The following is a 25,535-nucleotide window of genomic DNA, read 5'->3' as shown; positions in this document are numbered from 1 at the left end:
TGCGCCCTTGCGCGCCATCCCGCAACCGACTTTCTTTCCGGGGGTCATGAGCTGTGGTAATGATGTGGGATGGATCTGCAACGCCGCCTCCTGCCGTCGATGAGCGCGCTGACCGCCTTTGAGGCGGCGGCGCGCACCGGCAGTTTCACCGCCGCCGCCAACGAGCTGTCCCTGACCCAAGGGGCGGTCAGCCGCCAGATCAAGGCGTTGGAGGCGCAGATCGGCACGCCGCTGTTCGTCCGCAAGGACCAGCGCGTGACCCTGACGCCGACCGGCGCGCTCTACGCCGATCCGATCCGCGACGCGCTGCGCCAGATCGCGGCGGCGACGGTGCGGACCATCGCGGCCCCCAAGGGCGGCGAACTCAATCTGGCCATCCTGCCGACCTTCGGCACCCGTTGGCTGGTGCCGCGCCTGCCCGCCTTTCAGGAGGCGCACCCCCATGTGGTGATCCATTTCACCACCAAGCTGGCCCCCTTCGATTTCCGCACCCATGATCTGGACGCCGCCATCCATTACGGGTTGGACGATTGGCCCGACGCCGTGTGCGATCATCTGCTGGATGAGGAGGTGTTGCCGGTCTGCGCCCCGTCCTTCCTTCAGGCCCACCCGATCACCGAACCGGCGGATTTGATCGCCCTGCCGCTGCTGCACACCAGCACGCGGGCCGACGCCTGGGCCGACTGGTTCACCGCGCAGGGGCTGGCGGCGCGCACCGGGGCCGGGATGTTCTTCGAACAGTTCATCACCACCGCGCAGGCGGCGGAGGCGGGTTTGGGCGTGGCCCTGCTGCCGACGCTGCTGGTGCAGGGGGAGTTGCGCGACGGCAGCCTGATCCCGGCGCTGGACCGGCCCCACCGCAGCGCGCGGGCCTATTATCTGGTCCACCCGCGCAGCAAGTCCAACCACCCGCCGCTCGCCGCCTTCCGCCGCTGGCTGCTCGACGCCGTCGGCAAGGGGCGGTGAGGGGATCGGGAGGGGAGTGAAACGGCGTTACATCGCGTCGTTGCTGGCCTCGTCCACGCCCAGCGCTTCGGCCAGCGCCCCGGGCAGCCCGGCGGCCAGCGGCGACACCACGGCGAAGCTGGATCCGTCGCTTTTCGGGCGGTTGAGCGCCAGCGGCGTGCCGACGACCAGATAATGGATGGTTTCGGCGATGTTGGTGGCGTGGTCGCCGATCCGCTCCATGTTCTTGGCCATGAACAGCAGATGGGTGCAGGGCGTGATGTTGCGCGGGTCTTCCATCATATAGGTCAGCCCCTCGCGGAACAGGCTGGTGTAAAGATCGTCCAGTTCCTCGTCCCGCTCCCACGCCGCGATGGCCTTTTGCACGTCGCGTTCGGTGTAGGCGTCCAACACGTCCTTCATGATCGATTCGACCAGACGGCCCATGCGCGGGATCGCCACCGCCGGGCGGGCCACCGGCAATTGCGCCAGGGCCAGCGACCGTTTGGCGATGTTGGCGGCGTAATCGCCGATCCGCTCCAGATCGGCGGCGATCTTCAGCGACGACACGATTTCCCGCAGATCCTGCGCCATCGGCTGGCGCAGCGCCAGCAAACGGACGGCCTCGGCGTCGATGTCGCGTTCATAGGCGTCGAGCCGGGCATCGGCCTGCATGACCTGGGTGGCCAGGCCGACATCCCGCCGCGCCACCGCCTTGACGGCGGCCTCCACCTGGGCTTCGGCCACCCCGCCCATCTGGGCGATGAGGTTGGAGAGGCGTTGCAACTCCTGTGCGAAAGAGCGGACGATGTGTTCCGTGCCCATGGCGCGCCAACCTGCCTCTTTCCAGTCGATGTCATACGCCGGTGTGCCGATGGGACACACGCGATGGCGCAGAATAGCCATGGGCGATGACGCGATGGTTGCGTCTGTGTTGCGGTTTCATGACAATCGGCGGGCTGCTTCCAATGGCCGCTGATCCGCCATCGCCGGACGCTGTGAAGGGGTTTGAAGTGACTCGGTAACTTCGCTAAGGATGATTCGGTGTTGTCCGTTTGGGCTGGGGGACGCCGTTTGCCCCTGCCCATGCGTGTCCCGCCCGTGTACCGGAGGATCTGTCCATCATGACCGTGACGTCCCACACCTTCCTTGCGGCGCTGGCCGTCGGATCCGCGCTGTGCCTTGGGACCGTTTCGACCGCCGCCGCCGGTCCCGTCGCGCTGGTGGAGGATGTGTCCGATGGCGTGACCGGGGTCCAGCCGATGGATTACCTGAACGTCGGGCAGACGGTCACGCTTCCGGCTGGCAAGAGCCTGACCCTCAGCTACCTCGATTCCTGCGTGAACGAAACCATCCTGGGCGGAACCGTCACCATCGGCACGCGGCAATCCGAGGTGTCCGACGGCAAGGTGGACCGGCACACCCTGCCCTGCGACGGCGGCAAACTGCTGCTGGCCGCGAGCGAAAGCGGCAAGGCGGGGGTGACGGTGTTCCGCAGCGTCACCGTGGCGCTGCCGGGGGCCAAGCCGAAACCCGATTTGACGCTCTACAAGACCCGACCTTTGCTGGTCCTGTCGGCCCCCGGCCCGGTGCGGGTCGAGCGGTTGGACGAGGAAGCGGCCCCGATCACGGTGGAGGTCGCCGGGACCACGCTCGACACCGCCAAGAGCGGGACGGCCCTGGTGGCCGGTGGCCTTTACAAGCTCACCGCCGGGAGCAAATCCTACATCGTCAAGATCGACCCCCAGGCCAAGGACGAGGCGGGTCCGGCGCTGGGCCGTCTGATCCGCTTCTGACCACGGCCCGCGTGTGACGATCCGATTGACCCGGCGCGCGCGCCTGATCCTGTTGGGGGCCATGACCCCGCTGCTGGCGGCGGTCATGGTCGCGCTGTTCAGCGCCTCGCTGCAAGGGCCGTCGATCGACACGCTGTATCGGCTGCGGGAGATGGTGCACGGGCCGAAACCCGCGCCCAGCCCCTCGCCGGTGGTGGTGGTGGGGATCGACGAGGAAACCTACCGCCGCCCGCCCTTCGCCGGGACGCCGCAAGCCCTGTGGGGGCCGAAGCTGGGCAAGGCGCTGGCCGGGATGCTGGACGGCGGGGCGACGGCCATCGGCCTCGATCTTGTGCACCCGACCTCGGTCGAAACGCTGATTCCCGGTTTCGAGCGCGAGTATCTGCTCACCCTGCGCCGGGGCGGCAAGGAGGGGCGGCTGGTTCTGGCCAAGGTTCAGCACCAGAGCAACCCGTTGATGCCTTATCGCGGCTACATGATCGCGGCGGGGGCGGGCAACATCCGCTCGGTCAATCTGGTGGAGGATCCCGACGGGGTGCTGCGGCGCATCCCGATCACGCTGCTCGTCACCGACTCCCAGGGCGGGCCGCCGCGCCCGGAACCCGGCATGGCGGCGGAGGTGGCGTCCCGCGCGCTGGGTGCGCCGCTGGTGCGCGACGCCGATGGCGGCCTGAGTCTGGCGGGCTACCGCCTGCCGGGCGGGACCAGCAACCGCATGCTGGTCAACCACGCGACGGTGGCGGGGGCCATCCCCACCTATTCCCTGGCCGATCTGCACGCCTGCGCCGAAGCGGGCAACACCGCCTTTTTTGAAAAGCATTTCAAGGGCAAGGCGGTGATGGTCGGCACCGTCCTGGATGTGGAGGACCGCAAGCTGTCCTCCAACCGTTGGGTGACGAAGCCGGAGGGCGTCAACCTGCCCGAACGCTGCGCCCTGCCGGTGGTGAGCGACCTGTACGTCGCCGGGCTGCGGCGCGATTCCATTCCCGGCGTGTTCATCCACGCGGCGGCGATTTCCAACCTGATGGCCCGCGACGGGCTGGCGGAGACCGGCGCGCCGGTCGGTTTTGGCCTGATCCTGCTGTTGGCCGGGCTGGCCGCCGCCATCACGCTCGCCACCCGCCCGGCGCTGGCCGCGCTTGGGCTGCTGGGGGTGGTGGCGCTGTGGAGCGGGGTGGCGGTGGAATCCTTCCAGGCCGGGTTGGTGCTGCCCTATCTGCAAGGGGTGGTGGGGGTGGCGCTGGTGTTTCCGCTGCTGCTGGGCTTCCGCTTTGCCGTGCTCGACCGCGACCAGCGGCGAATCCGCAACGCCTTCAAGCTCTATCTGCCCGGCTCGCTGATCGACGACATGATCGCGTCCGGCCAATCCCCCAGCCTGGGCGGGGAGGAACGCGAGCTGACCATCCTGTTTTCCGACATCGCCGGTTTCACCAAAATGTCGGAGGGGATGGAGCCGGAAGCCCTGGTTCTGGTGCTGAACCGCTATTTCACGGTGATGACCGACATCGTCGAGGCCCATGGCGGCTTTGTCGACAAATACATCGGTGACGCCGTGCTGGCCGTGTTTGGCGCGCCCCACACGCTGGACAACCACGCCCGCGCGGCGGTGGACGCGGCGTTGGCGATGGCCCGCGCGATGGAGGAGGATCCCACCCTGCTGGCGACCGACAGCGGGCGCGGCTCCGCCCGCATCGGGCTGGCCAGCGGCCCGGCGCTGATCGGCAACATCGGCTCGCCGCGCCGCTTCAACTACACGGTGATGGGCGACACGGTCAATCTGGCCTCCCGCCTGGAAGGGGCCAACAAATATTACCACACGCCGATGATGGTCAGCGGCGAGACGGCGGCCCGCCACGGCGATCCCGACGCCTTCCGCCCGCTCGACATCGTCCAGGTGGTGGGGCGGGGCGAACCGGTGGCGATCTTCGAACCGCTGTCCGACGCCCGCCGCGCCGATCCGGCGGACCGCGCCCGCCGGGCGGCCTACGCCCGCGCGCTGGCTGATTGGCAGGCCGGACGCTTCGACGCGGCGGCGGCGGGGTTCCGCGACCTCGCCGCCACCGACCCGGCGGCCGCCACCATGCTGCGCAAGGCCGAGGCGCGGTGCGGCCACGCCCCGGAACCGGGTTGGACCGGCATCACCGCCCTGACCGAGAAGTGAGCGATGCGTTCCCCCCGCCTGTTCCACCATCCGCCCCGTTGCCCGCGCCGTCGCTCTCTCGCCACCCTGCTGCGCGGCGGGGTGCTGTGCGTGGCGCTGAGCGCTCCGGCGGCGTTGGCGCAAAGCGTGCCGCCGGTGTCGTTGCCGCCCTCGCTCGACCCCAACCGGTTGGAGCAGCGCTTCGACCGTCCGGTCACGCCGCAATCGCTGCCCGAGATCGAGATGCCGGCCCCGGAAAAGGCCCCGCCGCCCAAGGACGCCGAACGGGTCAAGCTGACGCTGACGGATCTGCAGATCAGCGGCAACAGCGTGTATGACGCCGACGCGCTGTCGCCCCTGTGGCGCGATCTGCTGAACCGCCCGGTGACGCTGGCCGATCTCTACGCCGTGCGCGACGCCATCACCGGCAAGTACCGCAGCGACGGCTATGTGCTGTCGCAGGCCATCGTTCCGGCCCAGCGCATCCGCAACGGCGTGGTGCGGCTGGAGGTGGTCGAGGGCTATGTCAACGCGGTGGTGATCCAGGGCGACGCCACCGACCGTTTGGGCCTGCTGCGGCGGATGGGTGACAAGATCACGCAATCCCGTCCGCTGCGCATGGCCGACATGGAGCGTTACGTCCTGTTGGCCGATGACCTGCCCGGCGTGGCGGTGAAAACGGTGTTGGAGGCCTCCCCCGACACGCCCGGTGCTTCGCAACTGACGATGACGCTGGAGCGCACGCCCGTCGATGGATCGTTGACGCTCGACAACCGTGGCACCCGCTCCGTCGGGCCGATCCAGGCGACGGCAACGGTGAACGTCGAGGATCAGACCGGGCTGTTCGAACGCACCACGCTCCAGGCCATCGGGACGCAGCAATGGCGCGAGCTGCGCTACCTCGACCTGGGGCAGTCGGTGCCGATCGATGCCGAGGGGACGACGCTGAGCTATGGCGTCCGCCGGTCCTGGTCGCGGCCCGGCGACAGCGTGCGTCCGTTGGAACTGGACAGCCTGACCTCGTCCGTCCGCGTCGGTCTGTCCCATCCCTTTCTGCGCAGCCGGGCGGAAACGTTGCGCGGGGAGGTGAGCGTCACCTATCGCAACAGTCGGACCACCGCGCTCAGCAACCTGTTGTCGGAAGACCGGTTGCGCATCGTATCGGCAGACCTGTCCTATGATGTGTCCGATTCCTGGGATGGCACCAACGTCGTTTCGCTGCAACTGTCCAAGGGGCTGGACATCCTGCATTCCACCCGCAGCGGATCGGCGGGGCTGACCCGGTCGGGCGGGCGCAGCGATTTCCGCAAGGCCAACCTGACCGCCCAACGCAATCAGAAGCTGGGCGACGCGCACATCCTGGTGCTTGCGGGCGAGGCGCAATACAGCCCCGACGAATTGTTGTCGTCGGAGGAATTCGGCGTTGGCGGCAAGGCCTATGGCCGGGCGTTCGACTCGTCTGAAATCAGCGGAGACAGCGGTTTTTCATTGCGTGCGGAGCTTCAACGCATTCTGGAGGTCTCGTCGGGCGGGCCGGATTATGCGATGATTTATGGCTTTGGCGATTACGGGGCGGTGTGGAATTACGAAAGCGGATCGCGCCATGGCCGTCGTTCTCTGGCGTCGGCGGGTGTGGGGGTGCGATTTGGACTTTTTCAACACATTGACGCCAGCCTCGAACTTGCCAAACCGTTCATCGCCGTTCCCACCAGCACGTTGGACCGGGGCGCGCGGGTCTTTTTCACGCTGTCCACGCGGTTTTGAGCACACGGGTATTGTCGGATGAGGACGTCGTCACACCGGTTCCGCCATTTTGCGCCGCCACCCGTGTCCGCGCGTTTGCGTGGGGCGTCGGCGCTGGCCGGGCGGACGGGGGTGGTGATTCTGGCGGCGACGCTTTTGCCCGGAACCGCCTTCGCCAACCCGGAAGGCGGGGCGGTGACGGCGGGGGCTGTGGCGATCCGGCCCGGCGGGCCGGGGCAACTCGACATCGTGCAGACCACACCAAAGGCGGTGATCGACTGGCAGCGCTTTGGTGTGAAGGAGGGGGAACACACCCGTTTCGTGCAACCGGACCCGCAATCCATCACCCTCAACCGCGTGGTCGGGCCGGATCCCTCGGCCATCATGGGGCGGCTTTCGGCCAATGGTCAGGTCTGGTTGGTCAACCCCAACGGCATCCTGTTCGGCCGCAACGCCCAGGTCGATGTTGGTGGCCTGATCGCCACCACCCACGACATCCGCAACGATGATTTCCTGGCGGGCCGTTATCAGTTCGAGGGGAAGTCCGGCTCCACCGCGACGGTGGAGAATGAGGGCGTCATCACCGTGGCGCAGGCCGGGCTGGCCGCCTTCGTCGCCCCCGGTGTGGCCAACCGTGGGACCATCGACGCGCGGCTGGGCGAGGTGGCGCTCGCGTCTGGCCGACGCTTCGTCGTCGATCTGTTCGGCGATCAAAAGATCAATCTGGCGATGGATGCCAAGACCGACGCCCGCCCCATCGGGGCCGACGGCAAGCCGGTCGATGCGCTGGTCCGCAACGACGGCCAGATTTTCGCCGATGGCGGGCGGGTGCGGATGTCCGCCGCCGCCGCCAAGGGGCTGGTGGACAGCGTTGTCAACATGTCCGGCCGCATCCAGGCCCGCAGCGTTGAGGAGCGCGACGGCGAGATCATCCTGAGCGGGGATCCGGAGGCTGGGACGGTGCGCGTCACCGGCACGCTCGACGCGTCCGGGGTGGTCGCGGACCGAACGGGCGGCAGCGTCACCGTCAGCGGCGAGCGGGTGGAGTTGGGGGCCAGCGCGCGGGTGAACGCCAGCGGTGTGGCGGGCGGTGGAGAGGTGCTGATCGGTGGCGACGTGCAGGGGGGGCACGCCGATTTCACCACCTACGCCCTCTACAACATCCGCCCGGCCCGCAAACCGGTTCCTCCCGCCCGCAACCTGACGGTGGAGGCCGGGGCGGTCATCACGGCGGACGCCACGGCGCAGGGCAAGGGCGGCAAGGTGGTGCTGTGGTCGGACGAAGCCACGCGCTTTGACGGAACCATCAGCGCCAGGGGAGGGGGGGCAGGTGGGGATGGCGGTTTTGTTGAAACCTCCGGCAAACTGACCTTACACGCGCGGGGTGTCGTGGATGCCAGTTCCCGCACCGGCGGGCTGGCCGGTCATTGGTTGTTGGATCCCCGCAACGCCACCATCACCAGCACCGGCTATGACCTCAGCGCCGGGGGAACGTTCGATCCGGCGACCGACGCGCAGCAGGTGGACGCTGCGTCCATTGTCACGGCGCTGCAAAACGGCAACGACGTGACCGTCACCACCGGCAGCACCGGGACGCAGGTTGGCAATCTGATTGTCGACACCGCGATGGCGATGACGCTCACGTCGGATCGCACCCTGACCTTGCGGTCTGCCGCCGATCTTTTTCTGGGGGCCAGCATCACGGCGTCGGGATCAAACAAGTTGCACCTTGTGTTGAACGCCAACTCCGATTCTGATGCAACGGGCGCTGTCGAAATTCAGTCGTCGGTCTCGATCAACACCAACAACGGCAACCTGACCATAGGTGGTGGTGCCAATCCGGCGACCACGGCGGCCAAGGGGGATAACAGCTCCAGCAAGGTCGGCGTTCTGATGACCAATGCCAACCTTACCACCGGAACGGGCAACATCTCGATCCGGGGAGAGGGAGGCACCTACAGCAACGGCAGCAATTACGGCGTCAGCGTCGATGGTGGGTCGATCACCACCACATCGGGCAACATCACCATCGTTGGGCAGGGTGGAACCGCAAACGACGGATCCAACACCGGCATCCGGGTGAACAACGGTGCCGCAATCACAACCGGCTCCGGCGCGCTCACCTTGACCGGCACGGGTGGCTCCGGCACCGCCGACCGCAGCAGCAGCGGCAGCAACAACGGCGTGCACGTGCTCGGTGGGGCTGTTGTGCGCGCCGATTCCGGGGTTTTGACGATCAACGGCACCGGAGGAACCGGAACGGGCAGTTCCGGCGGTGCCAATCACGGCATCCACATCAACGGCGGTGCTGAGGTGCGCTCCACCACCGGCGCGCTGACGCTGAACGCGGTGGGTGGCAGCGCCGGATCGTTGAACGAAGGGCTGCGGTTGGAGGGGGCGGCCAAACTGTCGTCCTATGGCAGCGCTCCCATCCACATCACAGCGTCCACCCCGGACACGGTCAACTCCTTTGCCATGACCGCCGGGGATGCCAACAACACCATCGGCGGTGCATCGGCCGCCGGGGACATCACGTTCACCCTCGACAGTCTCCAGACGTCCGGCGGCATTGGCACGGTGCGCAGCAGCGGGGCGCTGACCCTGCGTCCTGCCACCCTGTCCAAGGAGATCAACGTCGGCTCCGGAACCTCCGGTCTGGTGCTGACCGGCACCGAGTTGGGCGCGTTCCAAGACGGCTTCTCATCCATCACCATTGGCCGGTCGGATGGAACCGGGGACATCACCGTTGATTCGGCAACCTTCAAGGACCCCTTGGTTTTGGCCACCGGTGGCAACATCACCGTGTCGTCGTCGTTGGGAACCGGATCGGGGTCGGAGGTTGGATCCATCGCGTTGCGGGCCGGTGGCGACATCTCCATCCAGGAAGCCGCAAGCCTCACCAGCTACGGCCAGGCCATCACGCTGAACGCCGACCGTGACGGTGCCAATGGCGGCGCCATCGCCATCAGCAGCGCGAGCATCAGCAGCCAGGGTGGTGCGATCATCATGGGCGGTGGCTCCGATCCGTCCAGCACAGCGGCCAAGGGCAGCGCCACCCGCGCGTATGGTGTGCGGATTTCAGGTGGGTCGGTGCTGTCGGGAGGGGGTAACATCAGCATCATCGGCCAGGGCAAGGACGCCGATGGTGGCCATGGTGTCTCGATGGTCAACGGCCTGTCGATGGACGCCGGAACCGGGACGATCCGGATCAAGGGCACGGCGGTTGCGACCACTGGAACGGTGGCGGGTGTCAGTGTGGACGCCAACACCGCCGCGATGACCATCCGATCGGCGGCAACCGGCACCACGGCGATCCAGATCGATGGGGATGCCAGCGGTGCCAACGCCAACAGCGCCTATGGTCTGGCGATCGGTCGGAATGTCAAAGTCCGGGCCAGTGGGGCGAACGGTGGCCTGACCCTGAGCGGAAAGGCAGGGCGGTCCTTGGCCAGCGGGACGGCGGGTGTGTCTCTGGTCAATCTGGGCACCGGCCCCTTCATTGAAGCGGCCAGCGGGCCGATCAACATTGTTGGAACACCGGGAACGGGTGACGATCCGCTTGGGATCGGCCTGTATGGCGCGGTCAAGATTGGGGTCGGCAGCCAGACCGGCGGCAGCAGTTCCAACATCACCCTGACCGCAGACACCATGAATCTGGCCCAATCGGGCAAGCCGGAGTTGAAAAGCACTGGCACCTTGACCTTGCGGCCGGAAACCCACTCCACCACCGTCGGTCTGGCGGGCGGGGCGGGAACGCTGTCGCTGTCGAGCACCTCGCTGACGGCCATTGAAACCGGCTTTTCGGAAATCGTGATTGGCGACGTGGCTGATTACGGCGCGATCACGGTGGGCGGCAGCCTGACCTTTGGCAGCCCCTTGCGTCTGGTGAACGCGGCCAGCGGCAGCGGCGGCATCGCCATCAATGGCGCTTTGTCGGTCGGGTCCAACCGCCTGACCCTCAACACCGCCGGCTCGGTGACGCAGAGCGCTGGCATCACAGCGGATTCGCTGGAACTGCTTGGGGCGGGGGCGACCTATGACCTGACGGGCAGCAACACCATTTCCACCTTGGCGGCCAACACCGGCTCCGTGCGTTTTCACAACACGCAGGGCTTTGGGGTTTCGACGGTGGGGGCGACGGCTGGGATCACAACCAGCGGGTTGACCTCTCTGGGGGCGGACACGGGCAGCATTTGGCAGGGGGAGGCGATCATCGCCTCCACCCTGGAACTGACCGGAACCGGTGCACATCCCAGTCTGGACGGTGCCAATTCGGTTGATGTCATCGCGGCGGATGTTGCCGAGCTGACCTTCCGCAACCGGCGTGGCTTTGTCATCGGGACGGCGGGATCGACCACGGGGATCGACACGCATGGCGGCAACACCGTGCTGATCGTCGATGCTGGAACGGTGACGGAGACCAGCGGAATTGCGGCGGGCACCCTGGAGCTGTCCGGGTCGGACGCGCATTTTTCCTTGAGCGGGAGCAACACGATTGATGTGCTGACGGGGTCGGTGGCGGAGTTGATCTTCCGCAACACCCGTGGCTATTCGATTGGCGCGGGCGGCAGCCACACCGGGCTGTCCACTGCGAGCGGCTTGCTGTCGTTGCGGGCAGACAGCGGCACGATCAGCCAAACCGCCAGCATCACCGCCGGTGATCTGGAGCTTTTGGGCAGCAGCGCGACCTTCACCCTGACCGACAGCGCAAACGCGGTGGAGGAATTGGCCGGACGGGTTGGAACCCTGACCTACCGCAACAGCGGGACGTTGACGATTGGCACGGCGGGAGGAACCTCCGGGTTGGAAGTCAACGGAACGACGCTTGGGTTGACTTCCAGCACCGGGTCGATCCAGGGAAATCAGGGGTTGCTCAATGTCGGCACCCTGAACGCCACCGCCACGGCGGGCAGCATCAATCTCGGTGTTGCAGGAGTCAGCAACAGCATCGGGGTGTTGGGTGATGTCCAAAGCGGTGGAACGCTTACCCTGACGGACAGCGTGGGGGGCTTGAACATCAATGGTGCGGTGTCGGCGGCGGGCAACGCGTCGATCCGCACGATTGGGGCGCTCACCTTGGCTCCAACCGCATCGGTCACGGTCACTGGCCCCTATGATCTGTCCTTGGTGGCCAGCGAAAATTTCGTCAACAACGGCACGGTTTCCAGCCTGTCTGTGGGTGGGCGTTGGCTGATCTACGCTGCGGACCGGGCCGCCATACAGTTGGGCGGGTTGGCCGCTGCGACGATCTATGGAAGGACGTTTTCCACACTGCCCCCGGCCTCCGTCACGGCCACCGGCAACATGATTGTCGCCGCCAACGCGGAGCCAGGCACCACCACGACCGACACCACACCAGAGACCACGACGGAGACCCCGGTGTCTCCGCCGGTATCCCCTCCGGTCTCTCCACCAGTCTCTCCACCGGTGTCTCCTCCGGTTTCGCCCCCCGTTTCGCCCCCCGTTTCGCCCCCGGTCTCTCCTCCGGTTTCTCCGCCTGTGCCCCCGCCGGAGCCGCCGCCTGTTCTTCCACCGGTGTCTCCACCGGTTGCTCCACCTGTTTCGCCTCCGGTTTCGCCTCCGGTTTCTCCGCCACCGGTGGTTTCTCCGCCGCTGCCGCCCAGCGTCGTGCAGACCTCCGAACAGACCATTGATGCGGTTCTGCAGACCGTGTCCCGCGTGGTGCCGGTTGTCGTGTCGCCTCCTGCGCTGGCACCGGTGACGCCGACGGCGGTCCCATCCGTTCCCACCGGGTCGGGGGCAACCGGGGCGCGGAGCGCGGAACCGCGCAGTTTCCTGACGGCCCTGGAAAAACCGACCGGTTCCGCAAGCGCCGCCCCGACTGCCACTGCCACTGCCACTGCCACTGCCGTCAGCGGAAGCGCAACCGCGCCCGCCGCGTCGTCGGCCGCCGCAGGAACGACCAGCACCGGATCCACGACCTCGGAGGCGTCCACATCCTCTCAGTCCACCAGCGCGCAGTCGGGAACCAGCGCGACCTCGTCAACCTCCTCCGGCTCCACGCCAACATCTCCACCGGTCACGCCAACCCCGGCGGTGGTGGCGTTGGCCAGCGGTGAGACCGTGTCGTTCTCCTCCAGCGCCACGGTGGCCTACACCACCGGGGCGACCCTGTCGCAACCCGGCCCGCAGGTTCTGACCTCTCCGGTGGTGCAGGCGGCGGCGGGCACGGTGACGCAGGCGGCGACCACCGGCTCGATCACGCAGGCGGTGGCATCGGTTGCCAGCAGCGGCATGAGCATCACCGAACAAAAGGCGGTGTTCCAAAGCGTGCCGGTGGCCACCCTTGTCACCGGTCTGGTCAACAGCCCCGACCCTGTGGCCAAGCAGGTTGGTGGCTTGCTGCAAACCACCGCCACCAGCGGGCGGGCGGCCTATGCCGAGGTGAAATCCGTGCTGAAGCAGGCGGGTTATGATCCGGCGACGACCAAAACCTACCTCGCCATGTACCAGCGGGTGCGGCGGGAGCAGCGGACCCGGTCGCTGGCCGGGGCGCTGCGTCAGTTGGCGGCGGAGCCCGGTGCGGCCGATCTGTTCCCGTCCCGCGCCAACGACGGAACGCCACCGCCCAACATCGTGGAGTTTGCCAACGCGGGCGCGCGGCGCACCCGCGCTGTTGTGCGTGGCTTGATCGACAGCAACGAGCGGGTGGCCGAGGCGCGCGTCAACGGCCAATGGGTGTTTGTGGATGAGCAGGGGCGCTTCGGTGCCAATCTGGTCATCGCCCCCGGCCAGACCGAAGCCGTCCTGACCGTCACCGACGACACCGGGGCGACGAAGGAGCGCCGCATCGCCGTGCAGGCCCCGGCCACCGCCGCCGCTGCGCCACCGGCGGTGACGGACGGGCGCAAGCTAGCGCTGATGATCGCGGTGGACACCTACCGCAACCCGGAGATTCCGGCGCTGGGGACCCCGGCGGCGGACGTGGCGGAGGTGGGCCGGGCGCTGAACGAGCGGTTGGGGTACGAAACCCGTGTGTTGCGCAACCCGACCAAGGCGCAGATCGCCGACGCCCTGCGCAAGCTGGGGCGCGAGGTGACGGAACAGGATCAGGTGATGGTCTATTACGCCGGTCACGGCTATGAGCTGGCCGAAACCGGAACCGGCTATTGGCTGCCATCGGACGCGGAAACCACCAGCGCCCGCAATTGGGTGTCCAACAACGACATCGCCCGTTTCCTGAACCGGATGCCCGCCAAACAGGTGATGCTGGTGTCGGACAGCTGCTACTCCGGGGCCTTCACCAAGGAACAGAAGCTCGACGCGGCCAGCCGGGCCAAGACGGGCGAGGAGCTGCGACAACGCCGGTCGGTGATGGCGCTGTCGTCGGGCGGGGACGAGCCGGTGGCCGACGGTGAGACAAACTCGCCCTTCGCCACCGCGCTGATGGCCCGTATCCGCGCGCTGCCGCGCGAAAGCGGCGGGTTCGAGCTGTACGAGCAGGTGCGCGAGGACGTGACCCGTGACGTGCCGCAAACCCCGCAATACGGCGTTATCAAAGCCGCCGGTTACGACGAGGGTGGCGACTATGTGCTGTCGCCCAAGGCCAGCACGGCAACCAACTGACGGTTATGTGGCGATCAGGCGGGGTGCGCGGGCCTGGGCGATCAGGTCGGCGTACCAGCGGGCCGACGCCTTGGGCGTGCGCGTCAGCGTGGTGAAATCGACGTGGATCAGGCCAAAGCGCTGGCCGTAACCGCTGCCCCATTCGAAATTGTCCAACAGCGACCACAGGAAATAGCCGCGCACGTCGGCCCCCTGCGCCATCGCCGCGCGCAGCGCCTCGTTGTAGATGGTCAGATAGCGGATGCGGTGCGGGTCGTTGACGCTGCCGTCCGCCTCCACCCTGTCGCTGCCGCCGCAGCCGTTTTCCGTCACCACGATGGGCAGCCGGTAGCGGCGGTGGATGGTCAACAGCTCGTCGCGGAAGGCGTCGGGGAAGATGGCCCAGCCGACGCCGTGGGTGGGGGAATCGGGCGGCGCGTCGCCCCAGCCATAGCCCCAGACCCGCGACGGGTCGGCCTTGGCGAAGATCGGGCCGTAATGGTTCAGGCCGAACCAATCGGTCGGCTGGGCGATGCGCGCCATGTCGCCCGCCTGGACATGGGGCGCGATGTGATCGGCGGTTTGCAGCGGGTAATGGCCAAGGATCTGCGGGTCGCAGAACACAAGGTTCCAATGCTCGTCCAGCAGCGCCGCCGCCGCCCGGTTGTCCGCCGTGTCGGTTTCCGGGATGACGATCTGACGGTTGTGGATCGCGCCGATGGAGGCCCCGGGAACCAGCGCGCGCAGCACCGACACCCCGTCGCCATGGGCGAGGTTGACGTGGTGGATGGCGCGCAGATGCTGGGTGCGGTCGACAATGCCGGGGGCGGCCCAGGGGATCGCGTAGCCGAACAGGGTGAAGACGGAAAACTCGTTGAAGGTGATCCAGCGTTTCACCCGGTCGCCGTAGCGCTTGGCGCACAGGGCGGTGTAATCGGCGAACCAACCGGCGCAATCGCGGCTGGACCAGCCGCCCAGATCGTGCAGCGCCTGCGGCAAATCCCAGTGATACAGGCACAGCCAGGGTTCGATTCCCGACTCCAGCAGCCGGTCGATCAGCCGGTCGTAGAAATCCAACCCGGCCGGGTTCACCACACCGCGCCCGCGCGGCAGCACACGCGGCCACGCGACGGAGAAGCGGTAGGCGTCCACCCCAAGCCCCTTCATCAGGGCGACATCCTCCTCCCAGCGGTGGTAATGGTCGCAGGCGACATCACCGGTGTCCCCGTTCACCACCCCGCCTTGCGTGCGGCAACGGGTGTCCCAGACGCTGGGGCCGCGCCCGTCCTCGGCGGCAGCACCCTCGATCTGATAGGCGGAGGTGGACACACCCCAGGTGAAACCGGGCGGATAGGGGGTGGTGGTCATGCGTCCTCCCGCTGGTTGGGTGGGTCGCTGGGGTGAAAGGCGGTCAGGCGATGGTGTTGATGGCGCGGCAGCGCGCCTCGAAATCGTCGGAGATGAAATCCGGGCGCTTGTAATAGCCCTTGATCCAGCTTGCCAGCAGGCACAGCTCCTCCAGCCGCACCAGCTCGTCCAGCGTCCCCTCGGGGAAACGGATGTCGAAGCTGTCGGAAATGAACTCCAGCACCTGTTCGACCTTGTCGATGGTCAGGCCGATGTCGGTTTCCAGCGTGGCGTTCCGGGTCAGCAACGCTTCATCAACGCCATATTCGTCGCGGATGAGCTTCACGATCCAACGGAACATGTGCATCCAGTTGGAAATGCCCTCAATCGATTTGCTCATCACGACACTCGTTGCGGTTCCCGGTGGGTCAGGAGGGCGTTTGAGAGAACGGGACTAAGCCGAACGGCATGGACTATACACGACCGCATCCTAAGAAGAACTCCGGATCATCACCAGCCCCCTGCGCGTGGTGAGAAAAATTCCGTTATGGTTTTGCCACCGAAGCGGGCGGGAGAACGGCGACTCAACACGTCCCGGTGCGTCTGCGCCGAAGCGTCGCGGCCCGGTTGGTGTGGGCGCGCGGCGGCCGGTGGCCGACTCCGGCGGTGTCGAAAACGGCAAACGCCCCGGCGGCAGGCCGGGGCGTTGCGGGGGCGTCTGTGGGGGTGTCTGCGGGATCGGGGGCGCGAATCGGGGGGCCGCCGACTCGTGTCCTTCTGCTGGATGTCCGGCGGATTACCCGACTCGCACGGCCGGTGTGCTCGACGCGGGGGCGTGCAGCTGGTCGGTCAAGGTCTGCCAACGCGGTTCGACCGCCGCCAACGCCCGTTCCTTGACGTGACCGAATCCCCGGATCTCCAGGGGCAGGGCCGCCAGCTCCACGGCGGTCGCCAGCCGCTCCGCCGTCAGATGATCGAGGATGTCGGCCACCGTGGCCTCGTAACGGGCGATCAGGGCGCGTTCCATCCGGCGTTCGTGGGTGTAACCGAAGGGATCGAACGGGGTGCCGCGCAGCCGCTTCAGCCCGGCCAAGCCCCGGAACACCGGCAGGATCCAGCGCCCGAAGGCGATCTTGCGCGGCTCGCCCGCCGCGTTGCGGTTGGTCGCCAGCAGCGGCGGGGCGAGGTGGAAGACCGGCGTCCAATCCCCCTCGAACCGGTCGTCGAGGCTTTTCAGGAAGGCCGGGTCGCTGTGCAGCCGGGCGACCTCATACTCGTCCTTGACGCTCATCAGTTTGAAGGCGCTGCGCGCCACCGCGTCGGCCAGGGCGGTGGAGCCGGGGGCCACGCGCTGTTCGGCTTGCCACACCCGCTCGACCAGGGCGCGGTAGCGGTCGGCGTGGGCGCGATCCTGATAGGCGGTGAGGAAGGCGGCGCGCCGCGCGATCAGGTCCGGCAACGCTTCGGTGGGGGGAGCTTCCTCCGCGCCCAGATCGGCGAGGATGACCGGTTGGTGGGCGGCGAGGCGGCCAAAGGCGAAGGCGCGCTGGTTGGCGGCGACCCCGGTGCCGTTCAGGTCGATGGCGCGGCTCAACGCCTCCAGCCCGACCGGCAACAGGCCCTTTTGAAAGGCGTAGCCCATCAGGAAGACGTTGGCGAGGATGCTGTCGCCGAACAGGGCGGTGACGCGGCGGTTGGCGTCCACCACCTCCACCTGTTCCGGCCCGGCGGCGCGGCGCAGGGCACCGGCCAGGGCGCTGGCGTCGGGCAGCCGGGCCGCGTCGCGGGTGAAGGCTCCGGTCGGCGCGACATAGGCGTTGGCGATCACCCGTGTCCGCCCCAGACGGATGGTGCGCAGCGCGTCGGCTGCGGCGGCGACCACCGTGTCGCAGGCCAGCACCAATTGGGCCTGACCGGGGTCGATGCGGGCCTGATTCAGCCGGTCCGGGTCGCGGGCCACCCGAAGATAGCTGTAGACGGCCCCGCCCTTCTGCGCGAAGCCCATGAAATCCAGCACCGACGCCGCCTTGCCCTCCAGATGCGCGGCCATGGCGAGCAGCGCGCCGATGGTGACGACGCCGGTCCCGCCGACGCCCGCGATCAGGATTTCCGCCGGGTCGTCGTTGGCCGTCCGCACCGGCAGCGGCAGGGCGGCCAGCGCGTCGGCGTAGCGGGCGGCGACGGCCGCCGGGTCGGGTTTGCGCAGCCGTCCGCCCATCACCGACACGAAGCTGGGGCAAAAACCCTCGACGCAGGAGAAATCCTTGTTGCAACTGGATTGGTCGATCTGGCGCTTCACGCCGAAGGCGGTGGGTTTGGGCAGCACCGACAGGCAGTTCGATTTCTGCCCGCAATCGCCGCAGCCCTCGCACACCGCGTCGTTGATGACCACCCGGCGGGCGGGATCCTCCAGCGTGCCACGCTTGCGGCGGCGGCGCTTTTCCGCCGCGCAGGTCTGTTCGTAGATCAGGGCGGTGACGCCGGGGATCTCCCGCAACTCGCGCTGGACCGCGTCCATCTCGTCGCGGTGGTGGATGGTTGTGAAGGGAGCCAAGCCGGAGCGCGGCCCGTATTTCTCCGGCGCGTCGCTGACCAGGGCGATGCGGGTGATGCCCTCGGCGGCCAATTGCCGGGTGATGGCGTCCACCGAAATCGGCCCGTCCACCGGCTGCCCCCCGGTCATGGCGACGGCGTCGTTGAACAGGATCTTGTAGGTGATGGTGATGCGGGCGGCGATGGCCTGCCGGATCGCCAGCAGACCGGAGTGGAAATAGGTCCCCTCGCCCAGATTCTGGAAGACGTGCGGGCGGCGGACATAGGGCGATTGGCCGATCCAGCTCACCCCCTCGCCCCCCATCTGGGCCAGCCCCACGGTGTCGCGGTCCATCCACGAGGCCATGAAGTGGCAACCGATCCCGGCCAGCGCGACGCTGCCCTCCGGCACCTTGGTCGATGTGTTGTGCGGGCAACCGGAGCAGAAATAGGGGGTGCGCGCCACCGACGGGCGGGGGACGGAATCCACCGGCAGCAGCGTGGCCAGCCGGTCAGCGAAGCCCCGGTCGGGGAAGCGGCGCTGCAGGCGGGACACCAGCGCCTTGGCGACGATCCAGGGCCGCAGTTCCCCGGTGGCGGGCAGCAGGGGGGCACCCTGTTCGTCGGTCTTGCCGATCAGGGCGCGCGGGCGTTCCCCGTCGGGCAGATGATACAGCAGGTCCTTCAACTGGCCTTCGACCACCGGGGCCTTTTCCTCCACCACCAGAACCTCGTCGGCCCTGCGCGCGGCGTCCAGCGCGCCCTCGGGTTCCAGTGGCCAGGACAGGCCGATCTTGTGGACCGACAGGCCCAGCTCCGCCGCCTCGCGCGCGCCGATGCCCAGCAGGCGCAGCGCCTCCATCAGGTCGAGATGGGCCTTGCCGGTGGTGACGATCCGCAGCCAGCCGCCCCGGCCCAGGACCGGGCCGTCGATGCGGTTGACGCGGGCGAAGGCCTTGACCGCCGCGATCTTGGCGGCCAGCCGTTCTTCGATGCGCAGGCTGGGCAGGTCGGGCCAGCGGTAATGCAGGCCGCCCGGCGGTTGGGGGAAGTCCACCGGGGCAAAGGCGCGGTCCAGGGCGGGGAGTTGCACGGTCGCCCCGCTCTCCACGCTTTCCGAAATCGCCTTGAACCCCACCCAGCAGCCGGAGAAGCGCGACAGGGCGTAGCCATACAGGCCGAAATCCAGATACTCGCGCACGCCCGACGGGTTGAGCACCGGCATCGACCAGGCGATCATCGCCAGATCGCTTTGGTGGGGCATGCTGGACGACACGCAGCCGTGATCGTCCCCGGCGATCGCCAGCACCCCGCCGCGCGGCGAACTGCCATAGGCGTTGGCGTGTTTCAGCACATCGCCCGCCCGGTCCACCCCCGGCCCCTTGCCGTACCACAGGCCGAAGACGCCATCGACGGTGGCGTCGGCGGAGGATTCCACCTGTTGGCTGCCCATCACGGCGGTGGCCCCCAGATCCTCGTTCACGCCGGAGACGAAGCGGATGGCGCTGCGGTCCAGATGCGCGCGCGCCTGCCACAGCGCCATGTCCAACCCGCCGAGGGGGGAGCCGCGATAGCCGCTGACGAATCCGGCCGTGTTCAACCCGGCCCGCGCGTCGCGCTCCCGCTGAAGCAGCAGCAGGCGGACCAGCGCCTGGGTTCCGGTCAGAAAGACCTGACCCTCCGCGCGGGTGTAGCGGTCGTCCAGGCGATAGCTCTGGTCAACGCGCGCCGGTTCGTCAAACAGGCCGCCGCCCGCCATGCCGTCCATGTCTCGGTCCTCGGTTCGAGTCTTGTGTGAACCGAGTGTGCGCCCAAGTCGCGCAAATGGTTTTGCGCGTTGGCGGTGGGTGGCCGGTCATCCGGGAATGGTCATGCGGATTGTTCGTTCATTCCGCAAAGATCATGCGTATGTTCGTGTGCAGCGCCAGAGTTTTACCCCGGATTGCGGGAGCGGCGGATCACGTCGGCGTACCAGCGCGCCGACTCCTTGGGGATGCGGGCTTGCGTTTCATAATCGACGCGGACGATGCCGAAGCGGGTGCCATAGCCCCCACCCCATTCGAAATTGTCCAGCAGCGACCAGACGAAGTAACCGCGCACGTCGGCCCCCTCCGCCCGCGCGCGGGCCATCATGCCGATGCAGTCGCGCAGATAGCCGATGCGCTTGTCGTCCCGCACCCGGCCATCGGCGTCGGGCCGCTCGTCCTCCTTGGTGCCGAATCCGTTCTCGGTCACATAGATCGGCAGGCGGTACCGCCGGGTCAGGTCGAGCAGCACGTCGCGGAAGGCGCTGGGGTCATAGGGCCACCCGACATCGGTGCGCGGCATCTCCGGCGGCGGCGCGCCAAAGCCGAAGCCCCAAATCAGGCTGTCGTCCTTGCGGCCATAGACCGGGGCGTAATGGTTCAGCCCGAACCAATCCACCGGGCGGGCGATCCGCGCCATGTCGCCGGGCCGGACATAGGGGTCGATGGCCTCGGCGATGCGGCGGGGGTAGTGGGCGCGCAATTGCGGGTCGGGAAAGGCCCAGTTCCAATGCTCGTCGAACAGGGCGGCGGCCTCGACATCCTCCGGCCGGTCGGTTTCCGGCCGCATCGGCTGGACGCTGTGAACCGAGCCGATGGAGGCCCCCGGCACCAACGCGCGCACCACATCCACCGCCGCGCCATGGGCGAGGTTGACGTGGTGGATGACCTTCAGATGCACCGACCGGTCGGCGATGCTGGGCGCGCCCCAGCCAAAGGCGAAGCCGAACAGGGTGAAGACGGAAAACTCGTTGACCGTCGCCCAGCGTTTCACCCGGTCGCCGAAGCGGCGGGCGCACAGCGCGCTGTAATCGGCGAACCACCCCACGCTGTCGCGGTTGGCCCAGCCGCCCCGGTCCTGCAAGGCTTGCGGGAAATCCCAGTGATAGAGGCACAGCCAGGGTTCGATTCCCGCCGCCAGCAGCGCGTCGATCAGGCGGTCGTAAAAATCCAGGCCCTTGCCGTTGGGCGCGCCGGTCCCCTGCGGCAGCACGCGCGGCCAGGACACGGAAAAGCGGTAGGCGTTCAACCCCAGCCCGGCCATCAGCGCCACATCGTCGGCGTAGCGGTGGTAATGGTCACAGGCGACATCGCCGCTGTCGCCGTTGTCCACCCGGCCTTTCAGATTGCAAAAGCTGTCCCAGACGCTGGGCGCACGCCCATCCTCCTGCGCCGCCCCTTCGACCTGATAGGCGGAGGTCGAGGCCCCCCACAGGAAATCGGGCGGAAAGCCGGGCGTGTCGGTCATGGTGGGGCCTGTCATGGCGGGGCCTTGCGGGTCGGTGGCGCGTGCGACCAGCCTACCCCTTTCCCGGTGTGGGGGAAGAGGCGCGCGCGGGCATGATGTCGCGGAAGCCGTCGGGGGAGCCAGCGTGGATGGCGGCGATCACCCAGGCGGCGGCGCGCTCCACCTCCTCCGCCGTCGTGGTCCGGCCCAGGCCAAAGCGCAGGGTCCCGTGGGCCTCCTCCGCCGAGCGGCCCAGCGCGCGCAGCACGTGGGACGGTTCCGCCGCGTCGCTGTGGCAGGCCGACCCGGTGGCGGCGGCCAGATCGGGCAGGCCAAGCAGCAGATCGGCGGCGTCCAGGCCGGGCAGGGCGACGCTCAGGCAGCCGGGCAACCCATCGGGCGCGCCGTTCCGGCGCAGGCCGGGCAGCGCCGCCGACAGGCGCGCCCACAGCCGGTCCCGCAGCGCCGCCACCCGCCGGGCATCCGCCGCCGCGTGCGCGCGGGCCAGACGGCAGGCGACGCCGAAGCCCACGCACAGGGCCGTCGGCAGGGTGCCGGGGCGCAAGCCCCGCTGCTGCCCACCGCCGGGGGAGGGTGGACGCAGCGGCACCGCTTCCCCCACAACCAGAGCGCCGATGCCCATCGGCCCGCCCAGCTTGTGGCCGGACAGGCTGACCAGATCCAGGCCCATGGCCGTCGCCTCGACCATGCCCCACCCCGCCGCCTGCGCGGCGTCGCTGTGGAAACGCCCGCCCCGCGCCCGCGTCACCGCCGCGAGTTCGGCCAGCGGTTGGCGGGTTCCGACCTCGTTGTTCGCCGCCATGATCGACACCAGCGCCGGGGCTGGCTGGCGGGCGAGCGTGTCGGCCAAACGGTCGGGATCGACGCGTCCGTCGCCGTCCACCGCCAGCAGGATCACCGGATGGCCGCGCCGCCGCAGTTCCGGCGCGCAGCCCAGCGCGCTGGCGTGCTCGACCGCCGACAGCACGCAGGCCCCGCCCGGCGCGGCCGCCCCCAGCAGGGCCAGCGTGTTGGCCTCCGTCGCGCCGGAGGTGAAGAGCACGGCCCCCGGCGGCGCGCCGACCAGGGCCGCCACCTCCGCCCGCGCCGCGTCGATCGCCTCGGCGGCGCGCCAGCCGGGCCGGTGGGCGGCGTGCGGGTTGCCGACCGCCGCCGCCGACAGCCAGGGCAGCATCGCGTCCAGCACCGCCGGGGCCAGCGGGGCCGAGGCCAGATGATCGAGGTAGATCGGTGTTGTCGTCATCGTCGTCATCGCTGATCGGCACAGGCTGGTGCACGCGTTTGCGTTGCTCTGCTCTGCGCTGGCCGCGCGTTGACAGCGGCCCGCGCCTGCGGCTAGGTGCAGGGTGCCGTCCCTTGCGGGGCGGCGTCCATACGCTTGTTCTCAGGGCAGGGTGAAATTCCCGACCGGCGGTGATCCGTTCCACGGAACGGCAAGCCCGCGAGCGCCCATCGTCCTTGCGGCGGTGGGGTCAGCAGATCCGGTGAAACTCCGGGGCCGACCGTCACAGTCTGGATGGAAGAGAATGAGCGGGTCAACGGGGGCACCCGACGCGGAGGCGCGTTGGTGCCGTCGCGGGTCCGTGCGCGGCGTTCCGGGGGATACTCCGGGGGCCGAACCCTCTTTTGCGCCCTGATTCAGGCTCGCCCAGAAACGGAGTGGGTGTCATGAATCAGATCAATCACCAAGACAACCACCAGAACAACCAGCAAGACAGCCTTCTCAGCCCCTTCGGCGACGCCCGGGAACGGGTCGCCCGCGCGGTTGACGCCATCCGCCTTGGCGGTGGTGTCATCGTGGTGGACGACGAGGACCGGGAAAACGAAGGCGACATCATCTTCCCCGCCGACAGCCTGACGGTGGAGCAGATGGCGCTGCTGATCCGCACCTGTTCGGGCATCGTCTGCCTGATCCTGACCGACGAGCGGATGAAGGCGCTGGAGTTGCCGCCGATGGTGTCGGCCAACTCCTCGCGCTTCGGCACCGCCTTTTCGGTGTCGATCGAGGCGCGGGTCGGCGTGACCACCGGCGTGTCCGCCGCCGACCGTGTCACCACCGTCCGCACGGCGGTGGCCGACGATTGCCGGCCCGAGGATCTGGCCCGCCCCGGCCATGTCTTCCCCATCCGTGCCCATCCTGGCGGCCTGCTGGCCCGGCGCGGCCACACGGAGGCAACCGTCGCCCTGATGCAATGGGCCGGGCGATCCCCGGCGGGTGTGCTGTGCGAGGTGATGAACCCGGACGGCAGCATGGCCCGCCTGCCCGAACTGGTCGTGTTCGCCCGCGAGCATGGTCTGCCCATCGTCAGCATCGCCGATCTGGTCGCCGCCGAAACCCAGGCGCAAGCGGCCTGATCGGGGCTTGACGCCTCTCGGACGATTGTCCTAATCTCATGTCTAGGACGGTCGTCCGAGTCCGCGTTCACGCCGACGGGACGGCGAACTCTTGCCAGTGAGGGGAAAGGATGGGCGGTGCCATCACGCGCGATCAGATCATCGAGCAGGCGGACCGGCTGTTCTACGAACGCGGGTTCGAGCACGCGTCCTTCACCGACATCGCCGCCGCCGTCGGCATCTCGCGCGGCAACTTCTATTATCACTTCAAAACGAAGGATGAGATCCTCGACGCGGTGATCGACCGCCGCCGCGTGAAGGTTCAGGCCATGCTCGACGGGTGGGAGGCGGAGGGCCGAACGCCGGTGGAGCGTGTCCGCCGCTTCGTTCACATCCTGATCGCCAACCAGACCGCCATCCTGCGGCATGGCTGCCCGATCGGCACCTTGTCCACCGAGTTGATCAAGCTCAACCACACCGCCCAGGACCGCGCGGCGGGTCTGTTCACCTTGTTCCGCGACTGGCTGGCCCGGCAGTTCCACGCCATGGGGTGGGGCGCTGACGCCGACGCCCTGGCGATGTGGGTGTTGGCCCACAGCCAAGGCGTGGCGACGCTGGCCAACGCCTTTCGGGATGACGCGTTCCTTCAGCGCGAAGTGGCGGACTTGTGCGCCTGGTTGGAGCGTCTGTCCGTCACCTCGCCGTCCACCACCCCCGCAACCGTTGGAGCCGCAGCCGATGTTCGTCGTGAGTTTGAGGTTTTCCGCCAACCGGTCACGCGCGCCTGAACTGATGGCGGCGCACAACGCCTGGATCCAGCGCGGGTTCGAGGATGGTGTGTTCCTGTTGACCGGCGGTCTGAACGCCGGGGAGGGAGGGGCGGTGCTGGCCCATGGACTGACACGCGCGGAGTTGGACGCCCGTGTGGCCGAGGATCCTTTTGTCGCCGCCGATGTGGTGCGGGCGGAGATCCTGGACATTGCGCCGGGGCGAACCGATCCTCGTCTGGCTTTTGTGAAAGGGTGAGCGATGAGCGCGACGATTCCCGGTCCCGATGGCCGTCCCCGTTGCCGCTGGTGCGGAGCGGCCCCGGAGTTTTTCGCCTACCACGACGCCGAGTGGGGCTTCCCGGTTGGCGACGACCAGCGCCTGTTTGAAAAGCTGTGTCTGGAGGCCTTCCAGTCCGGCTTGAGCTGGCGGACCATTCTGGCCAAGCGGGAGAATTTCCGCGCTGCCTTTCACGGCTTCGCCATCGACCGCGTCGCCGCCTTCACCGACGACGATGTCGCCCGGCTGTTGACCGACGCGGGCATCGTCCGCCACCGGGGCAAGATCGAGGCGGTCATCAACAACGCCCGCCGGGCGCAGGAATTGATCGCGGCGGAAGGCTCGCTCGCCGCCTATGTCTGGCGGTTCGAACCCGATCTGGCCACCCGCCCGCCGCCGCAATCGGCCACCACCTCGGCTGAATCGGTGGCGATGTCGAAGGATTTGAAAAAGCGCGGTTGGGCCTTTGTCGGGCCGACGACGGTGTTCGCCTTCATGCAGGCGATGGGCCTCATCAACGACCACGCCGACGGCTGCGCCATCCGCGCGGAGGCCGAACGCGCCCGCGCGGCCTTCACCCGGCCGACGCGCTGATCCGCTACACAGTTCCAGCCGCCTCGGAATTGGGCTGGAATCGCTTGTTTTTCAGGCACTTTTCCCGGTTGCGCGCGGGAGAGTGCCTTTTTTCACGCTTGCTCCCTCCGCCGACGAATCAACGCTGGCCGCTGGGTTGACGCGCGTGCCATGATCGGTGCGTTCGGGGCGTGTCCGCCCCCTGCGTTCCCGTCAACCCGGCCCCCACACCGCGTTCG

General features: G+C 68.1%; 15 protein-coding genes and 1 riboswitch. Of the genes, 9 read left to right on the top strand and 6 right to left on the bottom strand.

What is annotated here, in order from left to right:
* Positions 1 to 69: 69 nt before the first annotated feature.
* Positions 70 to 966 (top strand): transcriptional regulator GcvA, encoded by an 897-nt coding sequence (gene gcvA / locus EJ903_RS05105; RefSeq protein ID WP_126612769.1) that lies wholly within the window; start codon positions 70 to 72, stop codon positions 964 to 966.
* 27 nt (positions 967 to 993) lie between these two features.
* On the opposite strand, the gene phoU is transcribed toward gcvA, so the two are convergent.
* Complete coding sequence (gene phoU / locus EJ903_RS05100) at positions 994 to 1,770, bottom strand: phosphate signaling complex protein PhoU (protein ID WP_126612766.1); 777 nt, start codon at positions 1,768 to 1,770, stop codon at positions 994 to 996.
* Positions 1,771 to 2,069: 299 nt separating this feature from the next.
* Here phoU and EJ903_RS05095 point away from each other — a divergent pair, with 299 nt between their 5' ends.
* The 4 genes from EJ903_RS05095 (at position 2,070) to EJ903_RS26920 (ending at position 14,211) form a co-directional block, all read left to right on the top strand.
* Positions 2,070 to 2,741, top strand: a complete 672-nt coding sequence (locus EJ903_RS05095) for a hypothetical protein (protein WP_210211378.1) — start codon at positions 2,070 to 2,072, stop codon at positions 2,739 to 2,741.
* A 13-nt stretch (positions 2,742 to 2,754) separates the two neighbouring features.
* Positions 2,755 to 4,902, top strand: a complete 2,148-nt coding sequence (locus EJ903_RS05090) for an adenylate/guanylate cyclase domain-containing protein (RefSeq protein WP_246015201.1) — start codon at positions 2,755 to 2,757, stop codon at positions 4,900 to 4,902.
* Positions 4,903 to 4,905: 3 nt separating this feature from the next.
* On the top strand, positions 4,906 to 6,645 hold the full coding sequence (locus tag EJ903_RS05085) for a ShlB/FhaC/HecB family hemolysin secretion/activation protein (protein ID WP_126612764.1): 1,740 nt from the start codon (positions 4,906 to 4,908) through the stop codon (positions 6,643 to 6,645).
* 63 nt (positions 6,646 to 6,708) lie between these two features.
* A complete protein-coding gene (locus tag EJ903_RS26920; RefSeq protein ID WP_158627877.1) occupies positions 6,709 to 14,211 on the top strand; it encodes a two-partner secretion domain-containing protein in 7,503 nt (2,500 codons plus the stop codon).
* Positions 14,212 to 14,214: 3 nt separating this feature from the next.
* Here EJ903_RS26920 and EJ903_RS05060 read toward each other — a convergent pair whose 3' ends face one another.
* The 5 genes from EJ903_RS05060 to EJ903_RS05040 form a co-directional block, all read right to left on the bottom strand.
* The gene (locus EJ903_RS05060) at positions 14,215 to 15,558 is read right to left on the bottom strand and encodes a GH1 family beta-glucosidase (protein WP_126612762.1); all 1,344 of its coding nucleotides are present in this window, start codon (positions 15,556 to 15,558) and stop codon (positions 14,215 to 14,217) included.
* A 43-nt stretch (positions 15,559 to 15,601) separates the two neighbouring features.
* On the bottom strand, positions 15,602 to 15,937 hold the full coding sequence (locus EJ903_RS05055; RefSeq protein WP_126612760.1) for an acyl carrier protein: 336 nt from the start codon (positions 15,935 to 15,937) through the stop codon (positions 15,602 to 15,604).
* Positions 15,938 to 16,333: 396 nt separating this feature from the next.
* Positions 16,334 to 19,837, bottom strand: coding sequence for an indolepyruvate ferredoxin oxidoreductase family protein (locus tag EJ903_RS05050; protein ID WP_126612758.1), 3,504 nt, complete (start codon positions 19,835 to 19,837; stop codon positions 16,334 to 16,336).
* Between the two features lie 164 nt (positions 19,838 to 20,001).
* Complete coding sequence (locus EJ903_RS05045; RefSeq protein WP_126612756.1) at positions 20,002 to 21,342, bottom strand: GH1 family beta-glucosidase; 1,341 nt, start codon at positions 21,340 to 21,342, stop codon at positions 20,002 to 20,004.
* Between the two features lie 52 nt (positions 21,343 to 21,394).
* Positions 21,395 to 22,585 carry a cysteine desulfurase family protein gene (locus tag EJ903_RS05040; protein WP_126612754.1) on the bottom strand — a complete coding sequence of 397 codons (1,191 nt, stop codon included), beginning with the start codon at positions 22,583 to 22,585 and terminating at the stop codon, positions 21,395 to 21,397.
* Between the two features lie 133 nt (positions 22,586 to 22,718).
* A riboswitch (FMN riboswitch) is annotated at positions 22,719 to 22,874 on the top strand.
* 136 nt (positions 22,875 to 23,010) lie between these two features.
* On the opposite strand from EJ903_RS05040, the gene ribB reads away from it, so the two are divergent.
* The 4 genes from ribB to EJ903_RS05020 all read left to right on the top strand — a co-directional run bounded on the left by ribB (position 23,011) and on the right by EJ903_RS05020 (position 25,317).
* The gene (gene ribB, locus EJ903_RS05035; protein ID WP_126612752.1) at positions 23,011 to 23,697 is read left to right on the top strand and encodes a 3,4-dihydroxy-2-butanone-4-phosphate synthase; all 687 of its coding nucleotides are present in this window, start codon (positions 23,011 to 23,013) and stop codon (positions 23,695 to 23,697) included.
* 110 nt (positions 23,698 to 23,807) lie between these two features.
* A complete protein-coding gene (locus EJ903_RS05030) occupies positions 23,808 to 24,464 on the top strand; it encodes a TetR/AcrR family transcriptional regulator (protein ID WP_126612750.1) in 657 nt (218 codons plus the stop codon).
* A gap of 4 nt (positions 24,465 to 24,468) precedes the next feature.
* Positions 24,469 to 24,702 (top strand): YciI family protein, encoded by a 234-nt coding sequence (locus EJ903_RS05025; RefSeq protein ID WP_246015199.1) that lies wholly within the window; start codon positions 24,469 to 24,471, stop codon positions 24,700 to 24,702.
* 3 nt (positions 24,703 to 24,705) lie between these two features.
* On the top strand, positions 24,706 to 25,317 hold the full coding sequence (locus EJ903_RS05020) for a DNA-3-methyladenine glycosylase I (protein ID WP_126612746.1): 612 nt from the start codon (positions 24,706 to 24,708) through the stop codon (positions 25,315 to 25,317).
* Positions 25,318 to 25,535: the final 218 nt, after the last annotated feature.

The sequence above is a fragment of the Azospirillum griseum genome, from assembly GCF_003966125.1.
GTDB lineage: Bacteria > Pseudomonadota > Alphaproteobacteria > Azospirillales > Azospirillaceae > Azospirillum > Azospirillum griseum.
This window is presented reverse-complemented; position numbering and strand designations above follow the sequence as displayed.